Source organism: Acinetobacter sp. LipI_23, assembly GCF_058243045.1.
The window spans coordinates 3,428,313-3,453,683 of sequence record NZ_JBZAYJ010000001.1; the positions used below are offsets into that span (position 1 = coordinate 3,428,313).

At 42.2% G+C, this 25,371-nt stretch carries 15 protein-coding genes, 2 tRNA genes and 3 rRNA genes; 13 read left to right on the forward strand and 7 right to left on the reverse strand.

Features of this window, described 5'->3' with window-relative positions:
- Positions 1 to 278 precede the first annotated feature (278 nt).
- Entirely contained in the window at positions 279 to 1,289 is a 1,011-nt protein-coding gene (locus AC4CVD_RS16895; RefSeq protein WP_490753464.1) for an IS30-like element ISAba125 family transposase, read from the reverse strand.
- Positions 1,290 to 1,364: 75 nt separating this feature from the next.
- Between AC4CVD_RS16895 and AC4CVD_RS16900 the strand changes: the two genes are divergently transcribed.
- The 5 genes from AC4CVD_RS16900 to AC4CVD_RS16920 all read left to right on the forward strand — a co-directional run bounded on the left by AC4CVD_RS16900 (position 1,365) and on the right by AC4CVD_RS16920 (position 6,761).
- A protein-coding gene (locus AC4CVD_RS16900) for an IS4-like element ISAba1 family transposase (RefSeq protein ID WP_100607965.1) occupies positions 1,365 to 2,455 on the forward strand; the annotation gives its coding sequence in 2 pieces (ribosomal slippage) (positions 1,365 to 1,905 and positions 1,905 to 2,455; 1,092 coding nt in all).
- Positions 2,456 to 2,555: 100 nt separating this feature from the next.
- The gene (locus AC4CVD_RS16905) at positions 2,556 to 2,852 is read left to right on the forward strand and encodes a DMT family protein (RefSeq protein ID WP_490753465.1); all 297 of its coding nucleotides are present in this window, start codon (positions 2,556 to 2,558) and stop codon (positions 2,850 to 2,852) included.
- Positions 2,853 to 3,044: 192 nt separating this feature from the next.
- Positions 3,045 to 3,557 (forward strand): 5-(carboxyamino)imidazole ribonucleotide mutase, encoded by a 513-nt coding sequence (purE, locus tag AC4CVD_RS16910; protein WP_004697498.1) that lies wholly within the window; start codon positions 3,045 to 3,047, stop codon positions 3,555 to 3,557.
- Positions 3,558 to 3,572: 15 nt separating this feature from the next.
- Complete coding sequence (locus tag AC4CVD_RS16915; protein ID WP_490753466.1) at positions 3,573 to 4,694, forward strand: 5-(carboxyamino)imidazole ribonucleotide synthase; 1,122 nt, start codon at positions 3,573 to 3,575, stop codon at positions 4,692 to 4,694.
- A 783-nt stretch (positions 4,695 to 5,477) separates the two neighbouring features.
- Positions 5,478 to 6,761, forward strand: coding sequence for a lytic murein transglycosylase (locus tag AC4CVD_RS16920; protein WP_490753467.1), 1,284 nt, complete (start codon positions 5,478 to 5,480; stop codon positions 6,759 to 6,761).
- Positions 6,762 to 6,872: 111 nt separating this feature from the next.
- Here the strand turns inward: AC4CVD_RS16920 and AC4CVD_RS16925 are convergent, their stop codons facing one another.
- Positions 6,873 to 8,000, reverse strand: coding sequence for an anhydro-N-acetylmuramic acid kinase (locus AC4CVD_RS16925; protein ID WP_490753468.1), 1,128 nt, complete (start codon positions 7,998 to 8,000; stop codon positions 6,873 to 6,875).
- A gap of 63 nt (positions 8,001 to 8,063) precedes the next feature.
- Here AC4CVD_RS16925 and tyrS point away from each other — a divergent pair, with 63 nt between their 5' ends.
- The 8 genes from tyrS (at position 8,064) to AC4CVD_RS16965 (ending at position 19,100) form a co-directional block, all read left to right on the forward strand.
- Positions 8,064 to 9,296 carry a tyrosine--tRNA ligase gene (gene tyrS / locus AC4CVD_RS16930; RefSeq protein ID WP_278345301.1) on the forward strand — a complete coding sequence of 411 codons (1,233 nt, stop codon included), beginning with the start codon at positions 8,064 to 8,066 and terminating at the stop codon, positions 9,294 to 9,296.
- A gap of 122 nt (positions 9,297 to 9,418) precedes the next feature.
- Complete coding sequence (locus AC4CVD_RS16935; RefSeq protein WP_062032364.1) at positions 9,419 to 10,723, forward strand: IS4 family transposase; 1,305 nt, start codon at positions 9,419 to 9,421, stop codon at positions 10,721 to 10,723.
- 1,260 nt (positions 10,724 to 11,983) lie between these two features.
- A 16S ribosomal RNA gene (locus tag AC4CVD_RS16940) occupies positions 11,984 to 13,521 on the forward strand.
- Positions 13,522 to 13,582: 61 nt separating this feature from the next.
- A tRNA-Ile gene (locus tag AC4CVD_RS16945) sits at positions 13,583 to 13,659 on the forward strand.
- A 67-nt stretch (positions 13,660 to 13,726) separates the two neighbouring features.
- Positions 13,727 to 13,802, forward strand: a tRNA-Ala gene (locus tag AC4CVD_RS16950).
- Between the two features lie 349 nt (positions 13,803 to 14,151).
- Positions 14,152 to 17,045, forward strand: a 23S ribosomal RNA gene (locus AC4CVD_RS16955).
- 175 nt (positions 17,046 to 17,220) lie between these two features.
- Positions 17,221 to 17,335: ribosomal RNA gene (rrf, locus tag AC4CVD_RS16960) — 5S ribosomal RNA — on the forward strand.
- Together the 16S, 23S and 5S rRNA genes with 2 tRNA genes alongside form the textbook arrangement of a ribosomal RNA operon.
- 607 nt (positions 17,336 to 17,942) lie before the next feature.
- Positions 17,943 to 19,100 (forward strand): PQQ-dependent sugar dehydrogenase, encoded by a 1,158-nt coding sequence (locus AC4CVD_RS16965; RefSeq protein ID WP_490753469.1) that lies wholly within the window; start codon positions 17,943 to 17,945, stop codon positions 19,098 to 19,100.
- 34 nt (positions 19,101 to 19,134) lie between these two features.
- On the opposite strand, the gene AC4CVD_RS16970 is transcribed toward AC4CVD_RS16965, so the two are convergent.
- From AC4CVD_RS16970 to ileS, 5 genes are all read right to left on the reverse strand, one after another.
- On the reverse strand, positions 19,135 to 20,169 hold the full coding sequence (locus AC4CVD_RS16970; protein WP_094148614.1) for a TauD/TfdA family dioxygenase: 1,035 nt from the start codon (positions 20,167 to 20,169) through the stop codon (positions 19,135 to 19,137).
- A 645-nt stretch (positions 20,170 to 20,814) separates the two neighbouring features.
- A complete protein-coding gene (locus tag AC4CVD_RS16975; RefSeq protein ID WP_114836732.1) occupies positions 20,815 to 21,357 on the reverse strand; it encodes an NADPH-dependent FMN reductase in 543 nt (180 codons plus the stop codon).
- Between the two features lie 154 nt (positions 21,358 to 21,511).
- On the reverse strand, positions 21,512 to 21,994 hold the full coding sequence (locus tag AC4CVD_RS16980) for an FKBP-type peptidyl-prolyl cis-trans isomerase (RefSeq protein WP_078426654.1): 483 nt from the start codon (positions 21,992 to 21,994) through the stop codon (positions 21,512 to 21,514).
- Positions 21,987 to 22,526, reverse strand: coding sequence for a signal peptidase II (gene lspA / locus AC4CVD_RS16985; RefSeq protein ID WP_419277063.1), 540 nt, complete (start codon positions 22,524 to 22,526; stop codon positions 21,987 to 21,989). The genes AC4CVD_RS16980 and lspA overlap by 8 nt, the downstream gene beginning before the upstream one ends.
- Positions 22,519 to 25,362: an isoleucine--tRNA ligase gene (gene ileS, locus AC4CVD_RS16990; protein WP_419277061.1), complete on the reverse strand. Its 2,844-nt coding sequence runs from the start codon at positions 25,360 to 25,362 to the stop codon at positions 22,519 to 22,521. The genes lspA and ileS overlap by 8 nt, the downstream gene beginning before the upstream one ends.
- Positions 25,363 to 25,371 lie beyond the last annotated feature (9 nt).

Consider the following 25,371-nt stretch of genomic DNA (forward strand, 5'->3'; position numbering starts at 1 on the left):
ATAGACACATCACGTATTGTTGGTGCTGTTGTCGTGATTAATTCGATGTGAAAGCAACCATAGCAAGGCGCTTAGCGAAAAGATAGTGATTCTTGTATCTAATCGTTTAATTATTCTGCGGCTTGAACAACGCTTTTATTTTGTAAAAAAGTCGGCTGAAAAGTGCAATATTTGCTGAATTTTCTAGCAAAAAACGTAGAATAAAATGCTTCGAAATTCGGCGATCTTGCTTCATGTCCCTGCCCTTTATTTTATTGATTATTGCTAACTGGGCGAATTCAAACATGAGGTGCGACAGTTTCAAAAGCCTTATGATAATCAACAAGCTGAGCAAATTTCTCTAATGGTGTAAGCCAATCTAACGCTTTTCTAGGACGAGTATTCAGTGACATGGCAACTTGATTTAAATAATGCTGATCTGCCTGGTTTAAATCAATCCCTTTAGGTAAATATTGCCTAATTAAACCATTCATATTTTCGCATGTGCCTTTCTGCCATGGCGAATGTGGGTCACAGAAATATACATCTATGCCTAAATCTTCTTCGAGGATTTTATGTTCTGACATCTCACGTCCACGGTCATAGGTCAATGTTTTACGCAGTTCTGCGGGTAAATATTTCAGAGCTTCAGTTAAAGCCTTGCGCACTGATTCTGCCTTTGCATCAGGTAATGTTGCCAAGATACAGAGCCGTGTATTTCGTTCAATAAGTGTTGCTATCGAACTTTTATTGTCTTTACCTTTAATTAAATCGGCTTCCCAATGACCCGGTATTTTTCTTTCTTGAACTTCGGTTGGGCGCTCATGAATAGTTTTAATATCCTGTAATATAGAATCTTTTTTAGGTTCACCGTTAGCTTTTCGCTTTTTATTTTCATGTCGCAGACAGGATAGTAAGTCTTTTTTCAGCTCACCCTTTGGTAATGCTCGTATCGTTGAATAAATCGTTGTATGGCTTACATTCATTGTTTGATCCAAATCAGGAAATCTCTTTAAACGCTTTGCTATTTGCTGAGGAGACCATAAACAACGGATCGCTTCAACAATAAATTTCCAGAGGATTGAATCGATTTTGAGTTTTATGTGACCACGTCTACGTCTAGCGAAGGTGTTATCAGAAGCATATTGAGCTTGATAAACGTCATTGATGCTATTTCTTTTAAGCTCACGATAGATCGTACTAGGATGTCTTTTAATGAGTTCAGCAAATTTTCTGGGTGAAAAGCCTTCTTTTCTTGACTCAAGCATTAATGCAGTACGATCTTCAAAGTTAAGATGATGGTATGACAATTTTCTCTGTACACGACAAAAATAGATAACTCATTGAAATAATGTCACAATAATTGTTTTCTAACGACGAATACTATGATACATCTCAATGAGTTATATCTTATCTTAAACAAATCTCTAAAATGGAACAAGTCACATTTAAAGTGCTTTGCGCTCATCATGCTTGTGATTATTTTAAAGCAAACATGTAATCTTTCTTCTGCATCTAAAGCCTTGCCCATCAAGTGCTTACCACAATCATTTTATCGACGTATGCAGCGCTTCTTTGCAGGTCAGTATTTTGATTATCGTCAAATTTCTCAGTTGATTTTCAATATGTTTTCATTCGACCAAGTGCAACTGACTTTAGATAGAACCAATTGGAAATGGGGAAAACGAAATATTAATATCCTGATGCTCGCAATCGTTTATCGTGGAATAGCGATACCTATCCTTTGGACATTGCTTAATAAACGTGGAAATTCAGATACGAAAGAGCGCATTGCTTTGATTCAACGCTTTATAGCCATTTTTGGTAAAGACCGTATTGTGAATGTGTTCGCAGACAGAGAGTTTATCGGTGAGCAGTGGTTTACATGGTTAATTGAACAAGACATCAACTTCTGCATTCGTGTTAAAAAAACTTCATTGTCACCAATCATTTAGGAAAGAATCATAAAATTAGTGATTTATTTCGCCATCTTAAAGTTGGTCAAATTGAATGTCGTAAACGACGGATTTTGGTTGGTCGGGTGAAACTATATATAAGTGCACTACAGTTAGAAAATGGAGAGCTTTTACTCGTCGTTTCTCCTCAGTTTAATGCCAATGCTATTCAGGATTATGCATTACGCTGGGAAATTGAAACCTTATTCAGTTGTCTCAAAGGACGCGGGTTTAATCTTGAAAATACGCGCTTGACAGACCCTAGACGAGTGAAAAAATTGATTGCGGTGTTAGCTATAAGCTTCTGTTGGTGTTACTTAACGGGTGAATGGCAACATGATCAAAAAAAAGCGATAAAAATAAAGAAGCATGGACGACTCTCAATGAGTTTATTTCGCTATGGTTTAGACTATGTTCAAATGGCGATTCAGCGTTTAATTGGTTTTGGGAAAAAAGAAGAGTTTAAGGAAATTTTGGCAATTTTAAGAAGGCAGAATCCTGATAGGATAAGGGTTCTGTGAAATTTGTCGTGTACAGAGGACAATTTTATATACTCCATAAACCCTTTAAATTAATTAGGTGGTTTTATGTCGCACTTCAAGTTTTACTCTGCCCTGTTTTATGACACTTGCATGGTACGGACATTTAAAATTTTTGCCGGGTGTGCCGCTTTGGCAAGCCATTTTATTTAGCTGGTTCATAGCGTTGGTAGAATACAGTTTTATGATTCCTGCGACGCGTATGCTGTCACAGCAAGGCTGGTCGATGGGCGAAATGAAAATCACTCAAGAAGTGGTGACGCTATTGGTTTTTGTACCGTTTATGCTTTTCTTATTTAAACAGCCTTTTAAGCTCGATTATTTGTGGGCAGGACTGTGTTTATTTGGTTGTGTGTATTTTGTCTTTCGCAGCCAATAAATCAAAAAGTGAGGCTACAGTCCTCTTTTTATTTAAGTTTTATGCTACACGATAAAAAAACAAGAAAAATCTGCATTTAGTTGTACGGTTAAATTTTGGAGAGCTGAAAAATCAGTCTATAATACGGGGCTCTTATTAAAGCTTGGCGCTAGTCGAGATTTATCTCTCTTAACTATCTCTGGAAACATTGCAATGAATGCGGCCGCTTCACAAGACACTCCTCTCGTTGGAATTATCATGGGTTCTCAATCAGATTGGGCCACTCTCGAACACACTGCCAATATGCTTAAGCAACTTGGTGTCCCATTTGAAGCGGAAGTTGTGTCTGCGCACCGTACGCCAGATCGTCTTTTTGAATATGCAGAGCAAGCACGTGACCGTGGTATCCAAGTGATTATTGCGGGTGCAGGCGGTGCGGCGCATTTACCAGGAATGTGTGCGGCGAAAACTGATTTGCCTGTACTGGGTGTACCAGTGAAGTCTTCGATTTTAAACGGTGTCGATTCACTGTTATCGATTGTGCAAATGCCAGCAGGTATTGCAGTGGGTACTTTGGCGATTGGTCCAGCAGGCGCAACCAATGCCGCGATTATGGCAGCACAAATTTTAGGTCTGACACGTCCTGAAATTGCAAAAAATGTAGCCGATTTCCGTGCTGCACAAACCGACAAAGTCGCAAGCAACAACATTCCAGGTCAAGCTTAATACGGGGCATTCCTCATGAATAAAACCATCGGTATTTTTGGTGGTGGGCAGCTAGGTCGCATGATGGCGCAAGCGGCTTTGCCACTAAATATTCAATGTACGTTCTTTGATGTGAGTATAGACTGCCCTTCAGCGGCTTTAGGAACGGTGATTTCAAGCAAAACTGAAAACGGTTTACAAGACTTTATTGCCAGTGCAGATGTCTTCAGCCTTGAGTTTGAAAATACGCCTTTGTCTGATGTTGATGTTTTGACCAAGCAAAAAGATATGCATCCGCCGCGTCAGGCTTTAGCCATTGCACAGCATCGCTTGTCTGAAAAAGCGTTATTTGATGAGCTTGAGATTCCTGTTGCGCCTTATAAAGCGGTAGATTCCCTAGAAAGTTTAAGCGCTGCGGTTGCTGAGCTGGGTTTACCGATTGTGCTGAAGACAGCCACAGGTGGCTATGATGGTAAAGGTCAGTTCGTATTGCGTTCTGAGCAGCAAATTGAACAAGCATGGGCTGAATTAGGCCCTGCTGGTAGTTTAATTGCAGAAAGCTTTGTGACGTTCTCGCGTGAAGTTTCAATCATTGCGGTACGTGGTCAAAATGGCGATGTGAAAACGTGGCCATTGGCTGAAAACCATCACCATCATGGTATTTTGTCGCACTCGATTGTTCCTGCACCGAATAGTGCGGAGTTACAACCTGTTGCACAAGACTACATCACTCGCCTATTGAATCATTTGAATTATGTTGGCGTGTTGACCTTAGAACTGTTTGTCACAGACAAAGGTTTGTATGCCAATGAAATGGCGCCACGTGTGCATAATTCAGGACATTGGTCGATTGAAGGCGCAGTATGCTCTCAGTTTGAAAACCATATTCGTGCAGTCGCAGGTTTACCCTTGGGTTCAACAGAAGTGGTTCGCCCTACGGTCATGATCAATATTATTGGTCAGTATCCACAGTCTGAACAAGTCTTGGCCTTAGAAGGTGTACATCTACATCTTTATAATAAGGAAGAACGTGAAGGTCGTAAGATTGGTCACCTGACTTTAATGCCGAATGATACCGCTCAACTCACGACGCTATGTCGTCAGTTGGCGAAAATTTTACCAAATCCCTTGGCACTGAGCGAAGATATGACCATCTAAAGCTTCAGTTGTTGTTAAAAAAAGCGATCACAAGAGTGGTCGCTTTTTTATTTGGATTCATTCAGGCATGATTGCGCCTCTTTGAAAAAAGTGACCGTTAATCGGATCAAAATTAAAATAAATTGCGTGTTTTTTATCCGTTTAGATAAAATTAGCGCATAGAAAAATAAACTGAAAGCAAAATAAAGCGAGTTTTGTACAGAGATGCACGTTTTAAAACAGAGCCCACAATTGAATGTGACACTGGTTTTCACCTAAAAGAAAGTGAAACAGCAGAGATCTCTATCAACTTGGGGGTGTGGATATCTTTTTAAGTATGTTTTGAATTTAAAAAATAGAAGTAAAATTTTAAATTTAAAAGTGAGTTTTAAATTTAAATCGATTGTTTAAATTTAAAATTTTTGATGTGGTTTGAATTTAAATTCAAAACAATAAATTTAAAGACTACTGAATGAATTTAAAGTTTTGAATTTAAAAATATTGAGCTTGGGTTTTGATGGTTAATTCTTTATATATTGTTGATTATTAATGTTAAATAAAATTTGTGGATAAATAAATTTAAAACAAGATGATTGAATTTAAAGTATATGCTGAGTCAGAGATTGTTTTTTGAATTCAAAAGTTGAGATGTGGGGGCGCTGTGGATAAGTGGTTTTAAATTTAAAAGATCGTTTTGAATTTAAACCAGAATGAATATTCATTTACGTTTTGATTCAGAAAAGTGAAATCGAAAGTGTTAAGGTAAAAAGCATAATTTAGAGATAAAGAATGATTAGGGATTTTATGCACCGTTTTGCTTTTCTTTTAGGTTCATTTTTTTTAGCGGCGACTCAGACGAATGCTGAGCTCATTATTAATGGTCAAAAAGTTACAGGCAGTTCAAATGTCGCAACTTCCGATTATCGTCCTCAGAATTCATTTCAAAGCTGTATTGCCAATTTAAAAAGCCAAGCGATGACGAATGGTGTGTCTGCGTCCACTTATGATCGCTACACGCAAAATTTAGCGCCTGATTATTCTGTGATTGAAAAATTAAATTACCAACCTGAATTTTCCACGCCGATTTGGGATTATTTGTCAGGATTGGTGGATGATGAGCGTGTTGCGGTAGGTCAGCAAAAATTGGCGCAGCATCGTGAAGTGTTGAATCGTGTTGCGGCAGCATATGGTGTGCCTGCGGAGACCGTGGTTGCCGTGTGGGGCGTGGAAAGTAATTTTGGCGATATTTCAGGTAAATATCCATTATTACAAGCTTTAGGCACATTGAGTTGTGAAGGGCGCCGCCAAAGCTATTTCCGTGGAGAGTTTTTTGCCGCTATGCGTATTTTACAGCGTGGCGATTTAACGGAGCCACAACTGAAAGGCTCATGGGCAGGTGCGTTTGGCCATACCCAGTTTATGCCATCGACGTATGAAGAGCTGGCCGTCGACTTTGATGGCGATGGACGCCGTGATTTGGTGTCGAGTACTACAGATGCTTTAGCATCAACAGCCAATTTCCTCAAAAAACGCGGTTGGCAAACTGGGCAACCTTGGGGATTTGAAGTGAAAAATCCGCAAGCGATCTCTCTGAGTGGTGAAAGTCGTCGCAATAAGAAGTCCTTATCTTACTGGATGCAAAATGGCTTGGTACGTGCAGATGGCTCAGCGTTAATTCAAGGCAATTTATCTTCTAGCTCGCAAGCGGGGTTGATGGCACCTGCTGGTGAAAATGGTCCACTGTTTTTAGTGTTTAAAAACTTTGATGCAATCTATAGTTATAACGCAGCAGAAAGTTATGCATTGGCGATTGCGCATTTGTCAGACCGTTTACAAGGGCAAGGCGGTTTTAGTACAACTTGGCCAACTGATGATGCAGGCACTTCACGTTCTGAACGTCGTGAAATTCAGCAGTTTTTACTGAATCGTGGCTATGATATTGGCGCGGTAGATGGTTTGATTGGTGATAAAACTCGTCAAGCCATTCGACAGGAGCAAATCCGTTTAGGTTTAAGTCCGACGGGACGAGCGGGACAGCAAATTTTAAAAGCCTTTCGTCAGGAAAATGCCAAGTTGATGATGCGTTAACATTAACAGCAAAAAATCGCTGAGATAGATAAAAAGCCAGTCGGTTATTCACCTGACTGGCTTTTTTGATTTGCACTGGTTGCGACTAAAAGGTCAGAAGCACTGTGATGTTTAAACCGCGGTAATTGTCCCGAGAATACGGTTGCCCTGTGCGCCTGTCACTGTCGGCAAGTTGCCACTGAGTTGCTGGATAAAGCGCATAGCCAACCAAGCAAAGGCGGTTGCTTCTACCCACGTTGGGGCTAAGCCAATGGCGGAGGTGGTTTGTACAGACCAATTGTGTTTACGTAAGCGCCAGCGTAATTGTTCTAAAAGATGCGAGTTATACGCACCACCGCCGCAGACGTAGACTTCACCCGTATCCATATCGGAGCGATAGATGGCTTTTTTAATGGCGCGCGTGGTGAGCTTCATTAAGGTGGCTTGAACATTTTCTGGACTATCTTCAAGCTCGTCATATTCAAGGTCATTGCGCCAGTCGGCAATTTGTTCATCTAACCATTCGAGGTTAAAGTCTTCACGGCCAGTGCTTTTCGGTGGTTCTTTAGAAAAATACTCATGGGATTGTAGCCGATCAAGCAAGCTACGAATTGGATGGCCATAAGCTGCCCAATTGCCATTTTCATCATAGGGCTGTCCAGTAAAGCGTTCACACCAAGCGTCCATTAAAATGTTGGCTGGGCCTGTATCAAAACCGTAGACCTGATCAGGTTGGCCTGCGGGTAACATGCTGACATTGGCGATGCCGCCTAGGTTTAAGATGACGCGATGAATGCTTTCATGTTGGAACATATCTTGGTGAAACGCAGGAACCAGCGGGGCACCTTGGCCACCTGCGGCCATATCACGACGTCGAAAGTCTGAAATCACCGGAATTTGGGTGATTTCAGTAATAATATTGGGATCACCAATTTGCAGAGTAAAACCATGTTCAGGACGATGTCGAATAGTCTGACCATGCGAACCAATGGCTTTGATTTGACTACGATCAAGCTGATTTTTCTCAATCATCTCATTGATGCCATGACCAATCATTTGAGCCAGTGCGACATCGGCTTTACCCATACGATCAATTTCGTTGTCATCTGGCAAAGTGAGTGCCATGAGTTCATCGCGAAGGTCTGGATCAAAAGGAAGGGTGAGTGTCGCGTGAATCTCTAAAGGATCAAAAGAAGCAGCAACAATATCAACACCATCCATGCTGGTGCCAGTCATTACCCCAATATAGATCGCTGTCATGATTATTCTAAAGCCTGCAATGTGCTGAAAAAGTGTTAGTATATCGCACAAATTGAATAACTGATGTGTTTGGGTTTTGTGATGTCAAATTTCCTGCCGGCTGAAGAACAACTTGCTCTCATTCAACGAGGCACGCATGAAATTATTTCTGAAGAAGATCTTCTGAAGAAATTAAAAGAAAATCGTCCTTTAAAAATTAAAGCGGGCTTTGACCCGACTGCGCCTGACTTGCACTTGGGGCATACGGTTTTAATTAATAAACTGAAAACTTTCCAAGACTTGGGTCATGACGTGACCTTCTTGATTGGGGACTATACCGCGATGATCGGTGACCCAACTGGAAAAAGTGCAACACGTCCACCATTGTCGCGTGAGCAAGTGCTTGAAAATGCAAAAACCTATCAAGAACAAGTGTTTAAAATTCTTGATCCTAATAAAACCAAAGTGCGCTTCAACTCAGAATGGTTTGCAACCAAAACAGCGGCTGATTTAATTCAGTTGGCATCACAGCAAACGGTTGCACGTATGCTTGAGCGTGATGACTTCACCAAGCGTTATAACAACCATCAACCAATCGCAATTCATGAGTTTTTATATCCATTGGTTCAAGGCTATGACTCGATTGCCCTTGAGGCAGATGTTGAGTTAGGCGGTACGGACCAAACCTTTAACTTATTGATGGGGCGTACACTTCAAGGTCGTTATGATCAAGAAGCGCAAGTCTGCATTACAGTGCCAATCCTTGAAGGTTTAGACGGTGTGAACAAAATGTCTAAGTCTTTGGGTAATTATATTGGGGTATTTGATGCACCAGGGGCGATGTATCAGAAAGTCCTTTCGATGCCAGATGCATTAATTGAACGCTATTTCGATTTACTCAGCTTTAAATCCGTTGATGATATTAAAGTCCTGCTAAAAGAAATTGCTGAAGGGCGTAATCCACAAGAAGTGAAGAAAATTCTAGCCCTTGAGTTGGTAGAGCGTTTCCATGGTGCAGAAGCAGCAGAAAATGCACATAAAGGTGCAGGCAACCTGATTACTGAGGGTGAACTACCCGAAGGGACACCAGAAGTGACAATTTCACGTGCAGAATTTGGTGGCGAGTTGTTTATTGCAACAATTCTTCGCGTAGCGGGCTTAAACCCAAATGCTGCAGCGGCAAAAGATGCCGTGGGTCGTGGTGCGGTCAAAGTTGATTGGAACGTGGTCGATATGGGTTTCTCTGTTAAAGAAAATGTCACTTTAATTGTCCAGTCGGGTAAAAAAGCCATTGCCAAAGTCACTTTTACAGACTAAGTCAGTGCATATATATGCTTTAAGTTATTGATATAAAAGCAGGCTTCGGCCTAATGCCAGTCAGTTAAGCAAAAAAAGTTAAAATGCTGTAAAAAGAGCGTATGTAAATACGCTCTTTTTTTATGAATTTATCTCAGAATCTAGATTTAACATTAAAACAAACCTTACCTTCACTTTCACAATTCAGTGAATTGATTGATTTAAACTGGATTGAAGATTGCTTAGACCAAACAGGTAAAGCATCAATTCGAAAAAGAAAACTGCCTGCTGAACATGTTGTTTGGCTGGTAATCGGACTTGCTCTATTTCGAAATCAACCGATTTGGTATGTGGTTCAACAATTGCAACTTGTTTTCGGTACGGCAGAATACTGTGTACCGAGTGCATCCGTACAAGCAAGACAACGCTTAGGCTTAGAACCCATGAGTGCTTTATTTTCGACATTAAGTCAGGCATGGTTTAAAGACTCACAACAACAATATAGCAACTTTCACGGTCTATGCGTTTGTGCTGTAGATGGTGTGGTTTGGTCTATGCCTCATACAGAAGAAAACTTTAAGCACTTTGGTTCATCCAAAGGCAAAACAGCAGCTGCACCTTACCCACAAGTTAGAGCGACTTGCCTGGTGAATACCAATACCCATGAAATGATTGATGCCCAAATGGGCAGTATGGATCAAGGTGAATTAACCTTAGCCAGTCAATTAAAAGCACCAGTTCGCAGTATTACCCTATTTGATCGTGCTTACTTCTCTGCTGATTTTTTAGTGAGCTGGCAATCTCAGGCAGAAGAGAGTCATTGGTTGATGCGAGCAAAGGACAACCTGCGTTATGAAGTGATTCATCATAATGCGGCTCATGACTTTCAGATCAAAATGCCTGTTTCAGCAAGAGCAAAAAAGATAAATCCGTCATTGGGTGACTATTGGGAAGCACGTTTAATTGAAGTTGAATATGCAGGAAAAATAAGACGTTACATTACATCATTAACAGATTCTAAAGTTTATCCATTCAAAGACCTTGCAATGCTTTATATCCAGCGTTGGGAAATAGAAATGTGTTATCGGGAAATTAAAAGTGATTTACAGGATGCAAGGATTTTAAGAAGCAAACAACCTGATTTGGTCTATCAAGAATTGTGGGGGGTATTTATTGCATATAATATCTTAAGAAGACAGATGAGGTTTATCGCTGAACATGCAAAGGTGAGTCCTTTAAGGATCAGTTTCCATGTTGCATCTATGAGTATTATCAATATCTTAAGGCACACACCTTTAGAATCAGCAGGAAACCTACCCAAACATTTAGCGCAATTATTTGAACAATCTAAAATATTTGTATTACCTGAAAAAAGGCAAAGGCAATGTCCGCGAGTAGTGAAAATTAAAGCACAAAAATATCCAAGAAAATGCCAGTCAATTTCTTAACTGACTGGCATTAAGGCTTCGGCCTGCTTTTTATTTTTTTAATCTTTATAAAAAAATCAAATAAGTAAATTCAAAAAAAACCTTATAAAAACAATGCTTAATTTTTTCCAAAAATATTGCAATTTAAAATGAGTGTGTATAAGATTTCAACGTCTAGTCGATGTTTTTAATATCGCTAGAAGGGTCAATAAGAATAACTCTCCACAGTTTTCAAGTCTCTTCCCCAAGGGACTTTTTTTAAGATAACTATAATAATGACATCTATGGATCAGATAACGATCTAACTCCGAGGAAGAGGTTTTGGGAGAGATCTCTTCCTTTTTTATTGGCAAAAATTTAGTTTTTAAAATCAGTTGCTCACGGACAAATAACGAGCTGTCATATAAAGTTAGGTGCAACAGACTTTTAAATAAAGAAGGTCATCACCTTTACAGGTATATAGCACTATGTTTTCTACTTATATCCAGATGCTTCGTATCATCAAGCTTTATCGTAGTTGTTATTTCAGCTCTATCTTGAATTATCTTTACCATGGTATAGATAGAAGAGGGCTTTGCTATTACATGAATGAAATAAAAACAGACTAAGCATTCCATTCTTGTTAAATAATTAGGTGTCTTTATAGAGATGTGGCAGTTTTTCAGCTTAGGCATGTATCAAATATAAAAGAACTACGTCTTTAGAAAGATGATTTATCAAAAATACAGAGATGAACGGAATATAGAGTGATTTTAAGTCTGAAAACAACATTGCTAGAAGATTGGTAATACTCTGCTGAAAGAAAAAATAAATGCTAAGGCTTAAATTTCAAGCTTAAAAGACTTTTAAAGATTGGAAATGAAATGCTCTTGTTGAAAGAAATAAGAGAAAAAATGATAAATATGATCAAAAAATAGATGAAAAATACGGTTTTTCTTAAGTTTTGTAGAAAAAACCAACGCCCGTTTCAAATAAGTGAATTTGGGGGTTGCAAAGCTTTAGAAATCCTCTAGAATGCACCCCATACCGACGAGATAGACGGAAACGAACGAAGCACGAAGTGCTGAGTTGTTGAGTATATTGAGTCCAGCTTCTAGCACTGACGAGGTGTTAGAAAGATCATTAAGAGATTATGAAGAACAACTTGTGTGGATTTTTACTGATTGATCGATCGAAAATATTTCATTGATTGATGGTAAAAATTACTCGAAGTTTATTTGAGAAATATTTGTCAGAAAATTGATGAGCCAAGATTTGTAGCCATAAGCTACTAATGATTTTTAACTGAAGAGTTTGATCATGGCTCAGATTGAACGCTGGCGGCAGGCTTAACACATGCAAGTCGAGCGGGGAAAGGTAGCTTGCTACCTGACCTAGCGGCGGACGGGTGAGTAATGCTTAGGAATCTGCCTATTAGTGGGGGACAACATTCCGAAAGGAATGCTAATACCGCATACGCCCTACGGGGGAAAGCAGGGGATCTTCGGACCTTGCGCTAATAGATGAGCCTAAGTCAGATTAGCTAGTTGGTGGGGTAAAGGCCTACCAAGGCGACGATCTGTAGCGGGTCTGAGAGGATGATCCGCCACACTGGGACTGAGACACGGCCCAGACTCCTACGGGAGGCAGCAGTGGGGAATATTGGACAATGGGCGAAAGCCTGATCCAGCCATGCCGCGTGTGTGAAGAAGGCCTTTTGGTTGTAAAGCACTTTAAGCGAGGAGGAGGCTACTTGGATTAATACTCTAGGATAGTGGACGTTACTCGCAGAATAAGCACCGGCTAACTCTGTGCCAGCAGCCGCGGTAATACAGAGGGTGCGAGCGTTAATCGGATTTACTGGGCGTAAAGCGTGCGTAGGCGGCTTCTTAAGTCGGATGTGAAATCCCTGAGCTTAACTTAGGAATTGCATTCGATACTGGGAAGCTAGAGTATGGGAGAGGATGGTAGAATTCCAGGTGTAGCGGTGAAATGCGTAGAGATCTGGAGGAATACCGATGGCGAAGGCAGCCATCTGGCCTAATACTGACGCTGAGGTACGAAAGCATGGGGAGCAAACAGGATTAGATACCCTGGTAGTCCATGCCGTAAACGATGTCTACTAGCCGTTGGGGCCTTTGAGGCTTTAGTGGCGCAGCTAACGCGATAAGTAGACCGCCTGGGGAGTACGGTCGCAAGACTAAAACTCAAATGAATTGACGGGGGCCCGCACAAGCGGTGGAGCATGTGGTTTAATTCGATGCAACGCGAAGAACCTTACCTGGTCTTGACATAGTAAGAACTTTCCAGAGATGGATTGGTGCCTTCGGGAACTTACATACAGGTGCTGCATGGCTGTCGTCAGCTCGTGTCGTGAGATGTTGGGTTAAGTCCCGCAACGAGCGCAACCCTTTTCCTTATTTGCCAGCGGGTTAAGCCGGGAACTTTAAGGATACTGCCAGTGACAAACTGGAGGAAGGCGGGGACGACGTCAAGTCATCATGGCCCTTACGACCAGGGCTACACACGTGCTACAATGGTCGGTACAAAGGGTTGCTACCTAGCGATAGGATGCTAATCTCAAAAAGCCGATCGTAGTCCGGATTGGAGTCTGCAACTCGACTCCATGAAGTCGGAATCGCTAGTAATCGCGGATCAGAATGCCGCGGTGAATACGTTCCCGGGCCTTGTACACACCGCCCGTCACACCATGGGAATTTGTTGCACCAGAAGTAGGTAGTCTAACCGCAAGGAGGACGCTTACCACGGTGTGGCCGATGACTGGGGTGAAGTCGTAACAAGGTAGCCGTAGGGGAACCTGCGGCTGGATCACCTCCTTAACGAAAGATTGACGATTGGTAAGAATCCACAACAAGTTGTTCTTCATGACGATGTATCTGAGGGTCTGTAGCTCAGTTGGTTAGAGCACACGCTTGATAAGCGTGGGGTCACAAGTTCAAGTCTTGTCAGACCCACCAAATCTGACTAACAAGCATTGTTCAATGCTGAATACAGAAAACAGAGACATTGACTTATTGATAAGCTGGGGACTTAGCTTAGTTGGTAGAGCGCCTGCTTTGCACGCAGGAGGTCAGGAGTTCGACTCTCCTAGTCTCCACCATAGATTATAGAACTTAGTAAGTTAAAGCTTATTAACTTCTGTGATTTATCACAGTTTCCTGACCTGACGAAGGCTGGAAAAATCATTAACAGAATATATTTGAGTTGAAATAATTTGTTCATACTCATTTTTAAGATCGACATTAACAGTGATTTATTACTGGATGATGAAGATTAAAGAAATGAGTTACTAGCGAAATTAACTGAATCAAGCGTTTTGGTATGTGAATTGAATTGAAGCTGTACAGTGTTTAAGTACACAGAACAACAAACTGTAAGGAAGTGATGAGAAATCATCATAGACTGTCTTAATCCTACTTGTAGGGATTAACGACTGTTTGGGGTTGTATAGTCAAGTAATTAAGTGCATGTGGTGGATGCCTTGGCAGTCAGAGGCGATGAAAGACGTAATAGCCTGCGATAAGCTCCGGGGAGGCGGCAAATATCCTGTGATCCGGAGATTTCTGAATGGGGAAACCCACCTGTCATAAGGCAGGTATCGTATGATGAATACATAGTCATACGAGGCGAACGAGGGGAAGTGAAACATCTCAGTACCCTTAGGAAAAGAAATCAATTGAGATTCCCTCAGTAGCGGCGAGCGAACGGGGAAAAGCCCATTAAGTCATATCAGTTTTAGTGGAATGCTCTGGGAAGTGCAACCATAGTGGGTGATAGTCCTGTACACGAAAGGGCTGATATGATGATGTCGAGTAGGGCGGGGCACGTGAAACCTTGTCTGAATATGGGGGGACCATCCTCCAAGGCTAAATACTCCTGACTGACCGATAGTGAACCAGTACCGTGAGGGAAAGGCGAAAAGAACCCCTGTGAGGGGAGTGAAATAGATCCTGAAACCGCATGCATACAAGCAGTGGGAGCCGACATGTTCGGTGACTGCGTACCTTTTGTATAATGGGTCAGCGACTTACATTCAGTAGCGAGGTTAACCGCATAGGGGAGCCGTAGAGAAATCGAGTCTTAATAGGGCGTTTAGTTGCTGGGTGTAGACCCGAAACCGGGTGATCTATCCATGAGCAGGTTGAAGGTTGGGTAACACTAACTGGAGGACCGAACCCACTGTCGTTGAAAAGCCAGGGGATGACTTGTGGATAGGGGTGAAAGGCTAATCAAACTCGGTGATAGCTGGTTCTCCCCGAAAGCTATTTAGGTAGCGCCTCGGACGAATACCATTGGGGGTAGAGCACTGTTTCGGCTAGGGGGTCATCCCGACTTACCAAACCGATGCAAACTCCGAATACCAATGAGTACTATCCGGGAGACAGACTGCGGGTGCTAACGTCCGTAGTCAAGAGGAAAACAATCCAGACCGCCAGCTAAGGCCCCAAAATTATAGTTAAGTGGGAAACGATGTGGGAAGGCATAGACAGCTAGGAGGTTGGCTTAGAAGCAGCCACCCTTTAAAGAAAGCGTAATAGCTCACTAGTCGAGTCGGCCTGCGCGGAAGATGTAACGGGGCTAAAACTATATGCCGAAGCTGCGGATTTGCAATTTATTGCAAGTGGTAGGGGAGCGTTCTGTAAGCCGATGAAGGTGTATTGAGAAGTATGCTGGAGGTATCAGAAGTGCGAATGCTGACGTGAGTAACGACAATGCGAGTGAAAAACTCGCACGCTGAAAGACCAAGGGTTCCAGTCCAACGTTAATCGGGGCTGGGTGAGTCGACCCCTAAGGCGAGGCCGAGAGGCGTAGTCGATGGGAAATTGGTTAATATTCCAATACTTCTATGTAATGCGATGAGAGGACGGAGAAGGTTAAGTCAGCCTGGCGTTGGTTGTCCAGGTGGAAGGTTGTAGGCATGTATCTTAGGCAAATCCGGGGTACTGTATGCTGAGAACTGATAGCAAGCTGTACTTGTACAGTGAAGTGGCTGATACCATGCTTCCAGGAAAAGTCTCTAAGCTTCAGTTACATAGGAATCGTACCCGAAACCGACACAGGTGGTCAGGTCGAGTAGACCAAAGCGCTTGAGAGAACTCTGCTGAAGGAACTAGGCAAAATGGTACCGTAACTTCGGGAGAAGGTACGCTGCCGACGGTGATAGGATTTACTCCTTGAGCTATTGGCAGCCACAGAAACCAGGCCCCTGCAACTGTTTATTAAAAACATAGCACTCTGCAAACACGAAAGTGGACGTATAGGGTGTGATGCCTGCCCGGTGCTGGAAGGTTAATTGATGGGGTTAGCGTAAGCGAAGCTCTTGATCGAAGCCCCAGTAAACGGCGGCCGTAACTATAACGGTCCTAAGGTAGCGAAATTCCTTGTCGGGTAAGTTCCGACCTGCACGAATGGCATAATGATGGGGGCGCTGTCTCCAGCAGAGACTCAGTGAAATCGAATTCGCCGTGAAGATGCGGTGTACCCGCGGCTAGACGGAAAGACCCCGTGAACCTTTACTGCAGCTTGACATTGAACTTTGATCTTACTTGTGTAGGATAGGTGGGAGGCTTTGAAACCGAGACGCTAGTTTCGGTGGAGCCAATCTTGAAATACCACCCTGGTAATATTGAGGTTCTAACTCTGTCCCGTTATCCGGGACGAGGACCATGTCTGGTGGGTAGTTTGACTGGGGCGGTCTCCTCCTAAAGAGTAACGGAGGAGTACGAAGGTGCGCTCAGCGTGGTCGGAAATCACGCGTAGAGTATAAAGGCAAAAGCGCGCTTAACTGCGAGACCCACAAGTCGAGCAGGTACGAAAGTAGGTCTTAGTGATCCGGTGGTTCTGTATGGAAGGGCCATCGCTCAACGGATAAAAGGTACTCTGGGGATAACAGGCTGATACCGCCCAAGAGTTCATATCGACGGCGGTGTTTGGCACCTCGATGTCGGCTCATCTCATCCTGGGGCTGAAGCAGGTCCCAAGGGTATGGCTGTTCGCCATTTAAAGAGGTACGCGAGCTGGGTTTAGAACGTCGTGAGACAGTTCGGTCCCTATCTACCGTGGGCGTTGGAAATTTGAGAGGATCTGCTCCTAGTACGAGAGGACCAGAGTGGACGAACCTCTGGTGTACCGGTTGTGACGCCAGTCGCATCGCCGGGTAGCTATGTTCGGAAGGGATAACCGCTGAAAGCATCTAAGCGGGAAGCCTACCTCAAGATAAGATTTCCCTAGGACTTTATGTCCTCTAAAGAGCCGTTGAAGACTACGACGTTGATAGGTTGGATGTGGAAGCATAGTGATATGTGAAGCTGACCAATACTAATTGCTCGTGAGGCTTGACTATACAACACCCAAACAGTTGGTGTTGTGGTTCAAATCACTGCAAACAACTTGATTTAGTTATAAAGCTAGATAAAATATCCAACTCAAATATACCTGTTAATAACTCATTTGATGAAAGTTAGGCACGAAGAGCACTGCTCTGAGGTTAGACCCAACGAATAGTCATAAACAGTTGTGCTGGCGACAATAGCAAGAGTGAACCACCTGATCCCTTCCCGAACTCAGAAGTGAAACCTCTTAGCGCTGATGGTAGTGTGGAGTTATCCATGTGAGAGTAAGTCATCGCCAGCTCATTAATTCTAAATCCCCCTCCGCTAAGCGCTGAGGGGGATTTTTTTATGCTGAATATATTAAATAATAAAAAATAAACGAATCAATCGTCTAATTGAGGTTTAGGATAGGTTTCTACATACTGATTTACTTATTTATCGATCATGACATTTAATCTATCTAACATTTTTATTTTTAGATTTTTAAAAATATTGAATAGTCGATCAAATGTTCATAGTTTGTTAGCAATATCTTTAAATGGAATATGGCTATAGTTAACTCGTGATCATGCAAAATATGCCAAAACAGGTTTTGATTTAGATTTTAATGTGCTCTATAAAAAAGAAACCCCGACATCCTGTCGAGGTTTCTTTGTATTTCAGTGCTTAGATACAACTCCTGTCATATCTCACATCCTGATGCTCAAACTGATTATTGTTGTTTTAAGTTTGGGAAACGTCCTGTCTCCTGATGTATTTAATATATGCTGTAAGCTGTTTTAAGGCTAGTGGTCACTTTCCTCAGTTTTTGTAAGCTTTGGCTTACATAGATTCATCTTATAGCGGATAACCTTATGCTTATGATCTCTCTACAATGAATGGTGTTCGTGCATTTAATGGGGAAGGCAATGCTGAGAAAAAAAGCTTTTTGTTTGTTGATGACAGTGAGTGCATTTTTTGGATTAATGGCATGTCATGCACAAAGACCAGCGGAGTCAGCAGCACAGGAACAACAGGACAGTTCTGCTTCTTTAGGCACATCTATACACCTCAAACGTATTGCTGAATTTAATGAGCCATGGGCATTAGCGGTATTGCCTGATGGGCGATTATTGATTACTGAAAGATCAGGACAGTTGATTTTATTTAATCCGATAGATCAGACAAAGACTCTCATTAGGAATATACCTAAAGTGGCTTATGGTGGTCAGGGCGGATTAGGCGATATTGCTTTACATCCTGAGTTTGCACAAAACCATCAAATTTATCTTAGCTATGCAGAAGCAGTGCAAGGTGGTTATGGTGCGGTTGTGATTCGTGCTGATTTGAATTTAGATCAGGCGCAACCACAATTAGACAACCTTAAAACGATATGGAAACAAGTACCCAAGGTGCGTGGGCAGGGGCATTATGCACATCGGATGTTATTTGATGGTGCAGGAAAATTATGGATTAGTTCAGGAGAACGGCAAAAGTTTGAGCCTGCACAAGATTTAACATCGAACCTTGGAAAAATGATTCGCTTGAATGATGATGGTTCGGTTGCTTCAGATAATCCATTTCAGATGCAGGGTGATGTCGCAAAACAAATATGGAGTTTGGGGCATCGTAATCCTTTGGGAATGGCCTTGGATGCCAAAAAACAACTTTGGGTGGTGGAGATGGGCCCCAAAGGTGGGGATGAGCTTAATTTAATTCAAAAGGCTAAAAACTATGGTTATCCAATCGTTTCGAATGGTGATCATTATAGTGGTGTGAATATCCCTGACCACGCCACGCGGCCTGAGTTTGAAACGCCAAAATTAGACTGGACACCCGTAATTTCTCCATCGAGTTTGATTTTTTATACGGGACAGATGTTTCCAAAGTGGCAGGATAAAGCCATCATTGGTGGGCTTTCATCTAAAGCATTAATTATTGTAGACACCACAGCACAGCCAGTAAAAGAAATCCAACGGATAGATATGAAAGAACGTATCCGTGGTTTACAACAAGCGAAAGATGGCAGTATTTGGGTGATTGAGGATGGGAAACATGCAGATTTAATTCAGCTGCTTTCACATTAATCACCCGAATAGAGTGTTGCTAGGAAAGACGGTTTTAAAGCGCAGCATGTTGATCGGCATTGAAGACATTGGCTTGGATCTGCATCAGTTTTCGTTGTCCTTGTTTGCCATTCATCTGCCAATGGACAATTTTAATATTATCGATCAAGGCGACATCCCCTTTTTGCCATTTGAGCAAGAGTGCATCGTGATATAAGGCTTCAAAGAAGTGCTGTTTTTCCTGATCGGTCCATTCAATTTTTTCACCTTCATGGGTGAAAAGTTCCCATGACAGTTGCATGCAATGAGCCGTAGGGTCTGGTTGAAGCTTTCCTCGCTGCTTAAATCTTTTTTGTGCAGCTTGATGGGCAAAAGAATTGGTATTGTTTGCAAAAGCCCACGGCTGGATCATCAACTTTTGCGTGTTCGGGTGTATGACAACGAAAGGTGAGCGTTTTAAGGTAAGTTTGCTTTCTTTATTTGATTTTTTCTGGAAACCAAATGAGTTTTTATTGAAGGTCAAGCGATCAAATAGATTAAGCTTACGTGTTGAAATATAAGAAAAATGGTTCCATGCGCCTAAGTATTTTTGTTGTGAGCTGACTGGAAAATGGGCCCAAATTTTTTCGAGGTTATTAAACCCGGTTTCGAGTAAGTGGTCCGCGGGTTCTTGGCAAAACAAGGCAATATAACGCGAGCGAGTCGAGTGTAGGCCACCTTCGACATGTGGACCTTGAATTGAGTTTTCAACAGAGCCTAATTGCACCGTATTGTGGTTGAGATAAGGTCTATCATGACCTGCATGATTTTCGCTATATTTACAAATGAAAGAGGCGAACCAACCTGATTTTTTAGGCGTAAATGTATGCCAAGGTTCAAGCTGAAAATGATATTCGATGAGCTCATGAAATTCATAGTGACGTTGTAATTTAAAGCCACGAAATAATAAGATGCCGTACTGATGCAACTCTTGCATAAGTTCTGTGCGATGGACTCTAACATAGGCGGCTAGAGCATCTACATCTGTATATTCGGGGTCAGCGACATAAATTTTGCAATAATCATTTAAAAGTGTGGTGTTTAGTTGCATGTGAATGGTCTCTATTTTTGTTTTTTTAATTTATTGTATTGGGCTGAAGCATTTTGGCTAAAGCGGCAAATGTTCAGTGGGCGAGAGTATAAAGTGTAGTGCGAGCGCCAGATGTAATATTTCGTTGTACAGAAGAACATACCGACAAACGGTGAAAGTCTTAATATTTGATGGATCTAATTTATAGATTAGCGCTTAAATATGTACGTTGGACGGAAATGATTACTTGGGAAGTATTTTGTATTTATATATATGTTTTATATCATTATTTTTATAATATTTAAGTTGAGAAAGACATCCATTCAGACCAATTTTAATTTGTATTCACGAGCTTCTTCTAAAGTATTGAAGCATATAAGAGGTTAGTTAATATCTGATCTTGATTTGGTTTTTTGGAGAAATATTGAGCTAAGAATCAATACAATTAAAAAGCCCCCGACATCCTGTCGAGGGCTTTTTAAATTCTTTCAAACGGTATAACTCCTGTCCTACCGATCAGCATCCTGCTATGTATGTTGTTATTTTTGTTTTTAATCTGAGACATCCTGTCTCTGTATGATTTAACTATAGCGTCGATGCTGTTTATTGAAAAGCCGACAAATACTTAAGTTACTGTAAGCAATAGCGTACAGAATAATCTCATGCTTATGCGCTGACATATTTAATGAGTTTATCAATTGCTGCTTTTAGATTCTTCTCATCAAAAGGATTTGGTTCAAAATCTTCGGTTTTATTGCGTGAAAAAATATCTCGAATTTCAATCACCGCATTGGTATCGACCAGACCGAGCTGAGTACCGACTTGGCGAATTTGGTCAATGGAGCGTGAGCCATTGGTCCCGCCATAACTGATATAGGCTGCAGGTTTACCTTGCCATTCTTTGCCTAAGTAATCTAGGGCATTTTTAAGCGCAGGGCTATAACCATGATTGTATTCGGGGCTAATGAAAATAAAGGCATCACCTTGGGCAATGTGGTCGGCCCATGCTTGTTGTTTAGGTTGATCATAAATCCCTGTCATTGGGGGATTTGCACCTGAAAAAATTGGTAAATCCCACTCTTTTAAGTCGACCAACTCGAGTTGGACCGTATTGAGTTCAAGTTGTTCAAAGCCTTTTTGTACCCATCGCGCAACTTTAATGGCTGTTCGACCTTCGCGTACACTGCCTATAATGACCTGAATTTTCATCAAAAATCCTTGGGAAATAAATGTGATTACGCTACGGTAGTATGAAAATTAGGCTTTGCATAGATTGAATATGTATCTGATCGACAAATGTTTGAGGCATTAAAAAAGCCCCCGAAGGAGCTTTAAATGACACACAGACGTTCGATCTGTGGCTTTACATAATTTTGATGCCTTGCTGACCGGCAGGTGTCACTTTGAAGATTTCTACTTCAAAGGTAATATCTTTACCTGCCAATGGATGGTTAAAGTCGACTTCGGTGATGTCATCACCTACAGTTTTAACCACACCATAAAGACTCTGTTTAGCTTTGTCCTCAAATTCAATCATGTGCCCTTCAATAGGACGCTGTTCAAATTTGACTGTATCAAACTGTTGTACGTTTTCAGGATTCCACGGGCCAAAAGCATCTTCTGGTGGTAGGCTCACCGTACGACGGTCGCCAGCACGTAAACCAAACAGTGCTTTTTCAAAACCAGGCAGTAAGCTGCCATCACCCATTACAAGGCTTACAGGCGCTTCACGGCTACGTGTGTTATCAATTTCTACGCCATTTTCAATGCAAACAGAAAAATGTAACTCTACTTTTGAACCTTCGCTCACGCGAGTTTCTTCATTGGGATTAATAAAATCAGTCATGGTTTACTTCGGCACGTTGGATACGGTTTTTTTCGAGAAAAAAGGTATCGATCAACAAAAGGATCGTTCCTAGCGTAATCGCACTATCTGCAATATTAAATGCAGGAAAGTGGCTGTTTTGATAGTACACATGAATAAAATCAACCACATAACCTAAGGTTACACGATCAATTAAATTCCCTATAGCACCACCTAAAATAAGAGCAATCGCGATGGGCAGCACTTTTACGGTTTTGGGCATACGCATTAGCCAAAACAGAAAAATGACAGACACAATACCTGCAAGAGAGGTAAAGAAATAACGTTGCCAGCCGCCCGCATCGGACAAGAAACTAAAGGCTGCGCCATAGTTATGCAATAAAGTCCAATTTAAAAAGGGCAGGACTGGTACTGGATCTGCATAATTCAGATGAGCACTGGCAATCCATTTGGTCCATTGATCTAAGACAATCGCTAGAATCGCCAAACCTACCCACACCAAATTGTGTGGATAGAATTGGAATAAGCCCTTTTTCTGTTGAGGGTTAGGCATACTTTCTCTCTTCGCCTTGGCCTGTAGGAAGGTTGATAATACAACGACCACATAAACCTGGATGTGTAACATGTGTATTCACATCTGGCAGCACATGCCAGCAACGTACACATTTTTCACCATCAGCCGCAGAGACTTGCACATTCAGACCTGCCAGATCAGAGGCTTCACCTTGAGTTGCATCGAATGCATTGACCAAGACTTGTGAAGTGATCATAACAAAGCGAAGTTCATCATCTAAACGATCCAGTACGTCTTTGAGTTTTGCATCTGCCCACAGTTCAACTTTGGCAGAGAGATTTGAACCCACGATTTTCGCGGTACGCGCAGTTTCGATGAACTTGTTCACCGCAGACTTCACCGCAATCAGCGTTTGCCAATCGGCTTCAGACAACAAGTTTGCTTTTGAAGCCACAGGAATGTCATACCATTCCGCAGTGAACACGTATTTCTCAGTTTGCTCTGGAATAAGAGGCCATGCTTCTTGAGCGGTAAAGCTCAAAATTGGTGACATCCAACGTACAAAGGCTTGAACCAAATGATACAGCGCAGTTTGAGCTGAATGGCGCGCTTGTGAATCGGCTTTGGTGGTGTACTGACGGTCTTTGATGATGTCTAGATAGAAACCACCCAAGTCGTTGATACAGAAGTTGGTCAGCGCATTGGTCACGATATGGAAGTTCATATCTTCATAGGCTTGCTGAATGGTTTTCTGTACATCTGCTGCACGTTGCAAGATGTATTGATCAAGTGCGATCAATTGATCTACAGGCAGTGCATCCGTCGATGGTTTGAAACCATTTAAGTTCGCTAACAAGAAACGCAAAGTATTACGAATACGACGGTAACCATCTGATGCTCGGTTAAAAATTTCTTTACCTGCGGTCATTTCATAACGGTAATCGGCCGATGCAATCCAGAAACGTAAGCCGTCTGCACCCATGTCTTTAATGATGTCTTGTGGGGTGATGATGTTGCCCAAAGATTTTGACATCTTACGGCCTTTTTCATCCACCACGAAGCCATGGGTCAGTAAACCTTTGTACGGCGCACGTTCATTGATCGCAATCGAGGTGAGCAATGAAGACTGGAACCAACCACGGTGTTGGTCTGAACCTTCAAGGTATAAATCGGCTGGATCGGTGAGTTCTTCGCGTTCACGCAACACGGCATAGTGCGTTGTGCCTGAGTCGAACCACACATCTAAAGTGTCACGCACACAGTTGTACTGTTCCGCTTCATCCCCGATAAAGTCTTTCGCTTCACGGTTATACCAAGCGTCAATCCCTTCTTGTTCGATCAATTTCGCGACTTCTTCGATCAACTCGGCTGTGCGCGGATGGAGCTCGTTGGTGTCTTTATGCACGAAGAATGGGATTGGCACACCCCACGTACGTTGACGTGAGATACACCAGTCTGGACGACCTTCGATCATGGCTTGAATACGATTTTTACCCCAATCAGGCACAAAGCTGATCTCGTTTTCGATCGCATTTAAAGCGTTTTGACGCAGACCTTGTGCATCCATGCTGATAAACCACTGTGGGGTCGCACGGAAGATAATCGGTGTTTTATGGCGCCAGCAGTGTGGGTAGCTATGTTTGATCGGTTGATGTGCCCATAAGCGACCAACTGCATCCAATGCTTCAATGATTTTTGGATTGGCTTTGTAGATGTGCTCGCCTGCAAAAATCGGTGAAGTTGGTAAATACACACCATTACCACCCACTGGGTTTTCAACTTTTAAGTTGTACTGTAAGCCAACTTTATAGTCGTCTACACCATGGCCAGGTGCAGTATGTACCGCCCCTGTACCGCTGGTTGCAATGACATGTTCACCCAAAATCACAGGCACTTGACGATCGGTCAGTAACGGGTGTTGTAATAATAGGTTTTCGATTGCTGAGCCGTTAAAATCAGCGAGAACCACAGGGTTTTCAAGCTTATAACGCTCAACTGCCGACTCAACTAAGTCTTTAGCTAAAATAAAGTTTTGCACGCCACGGTCGGTGCTAACTTGAACTAGTTGATAGTCAATTTCAGCATGGACGGCAACTGCTTGGTTTGCAGGCAAAGTCCAAGGTGTGGTGGTCCAAATTACGATATCTGTTGCGGCTTCTACGTTGATATTTAAACGTGCGCTTAAGTCTTTTAAGTCGACAACCGTAAAGCCAACGTCAATCGCGTCAGATTTTTTATCTTCATATTCCACTTCAGCTTCAGCCAAAGCTGAACCACAGTCTAAACACCAGTTCACAGGTTTAAGACCTGGTTCGATATGGCCTGCTTTCGCAATTGCGCCAACAGAGCGCACAATGTCTGCTTCCTGCTTAAAGTTCATGGTCAGGTAAGGATTGTCCCAGTCACCAAACACGCCCATACGCACAAAGTCTTTCTTTTGCAGTTCAACTTGGGTGTAAGCATATTCACGGCAGGCTTTACGGAAAGTAGAAGCATCCACCTTCACGCCCACTTTACCGACTTTCTCTTCTACTTTCAGTTCAATCGGAAGGCCGTGACAGTCCCAACCTGGTACATAAGGGGCATCGAAGCCGTCGAGAATACGACTTTTAATAATGATATCTTTTAAAACTTTATTGACCGCATGACCCAAGTGAATTTGGCCATTTGCATACGGAGGGCCGTCATGTAGGACATATTTTTTCTTGCCAATACGCGACGCACGAATCTGCTGATAAATGTTGTCGGCATACCACTCTTCTAACCATTTTGCTTCACGTACCGCAAGGTTTGCTTTCATGGCAAATTCGGTACCTGGGAGGTTGAGTGTGGCTTTATAATCCACTGCATTTTCAGTAGTTTGCTTATCGCTCATGCAAGATGT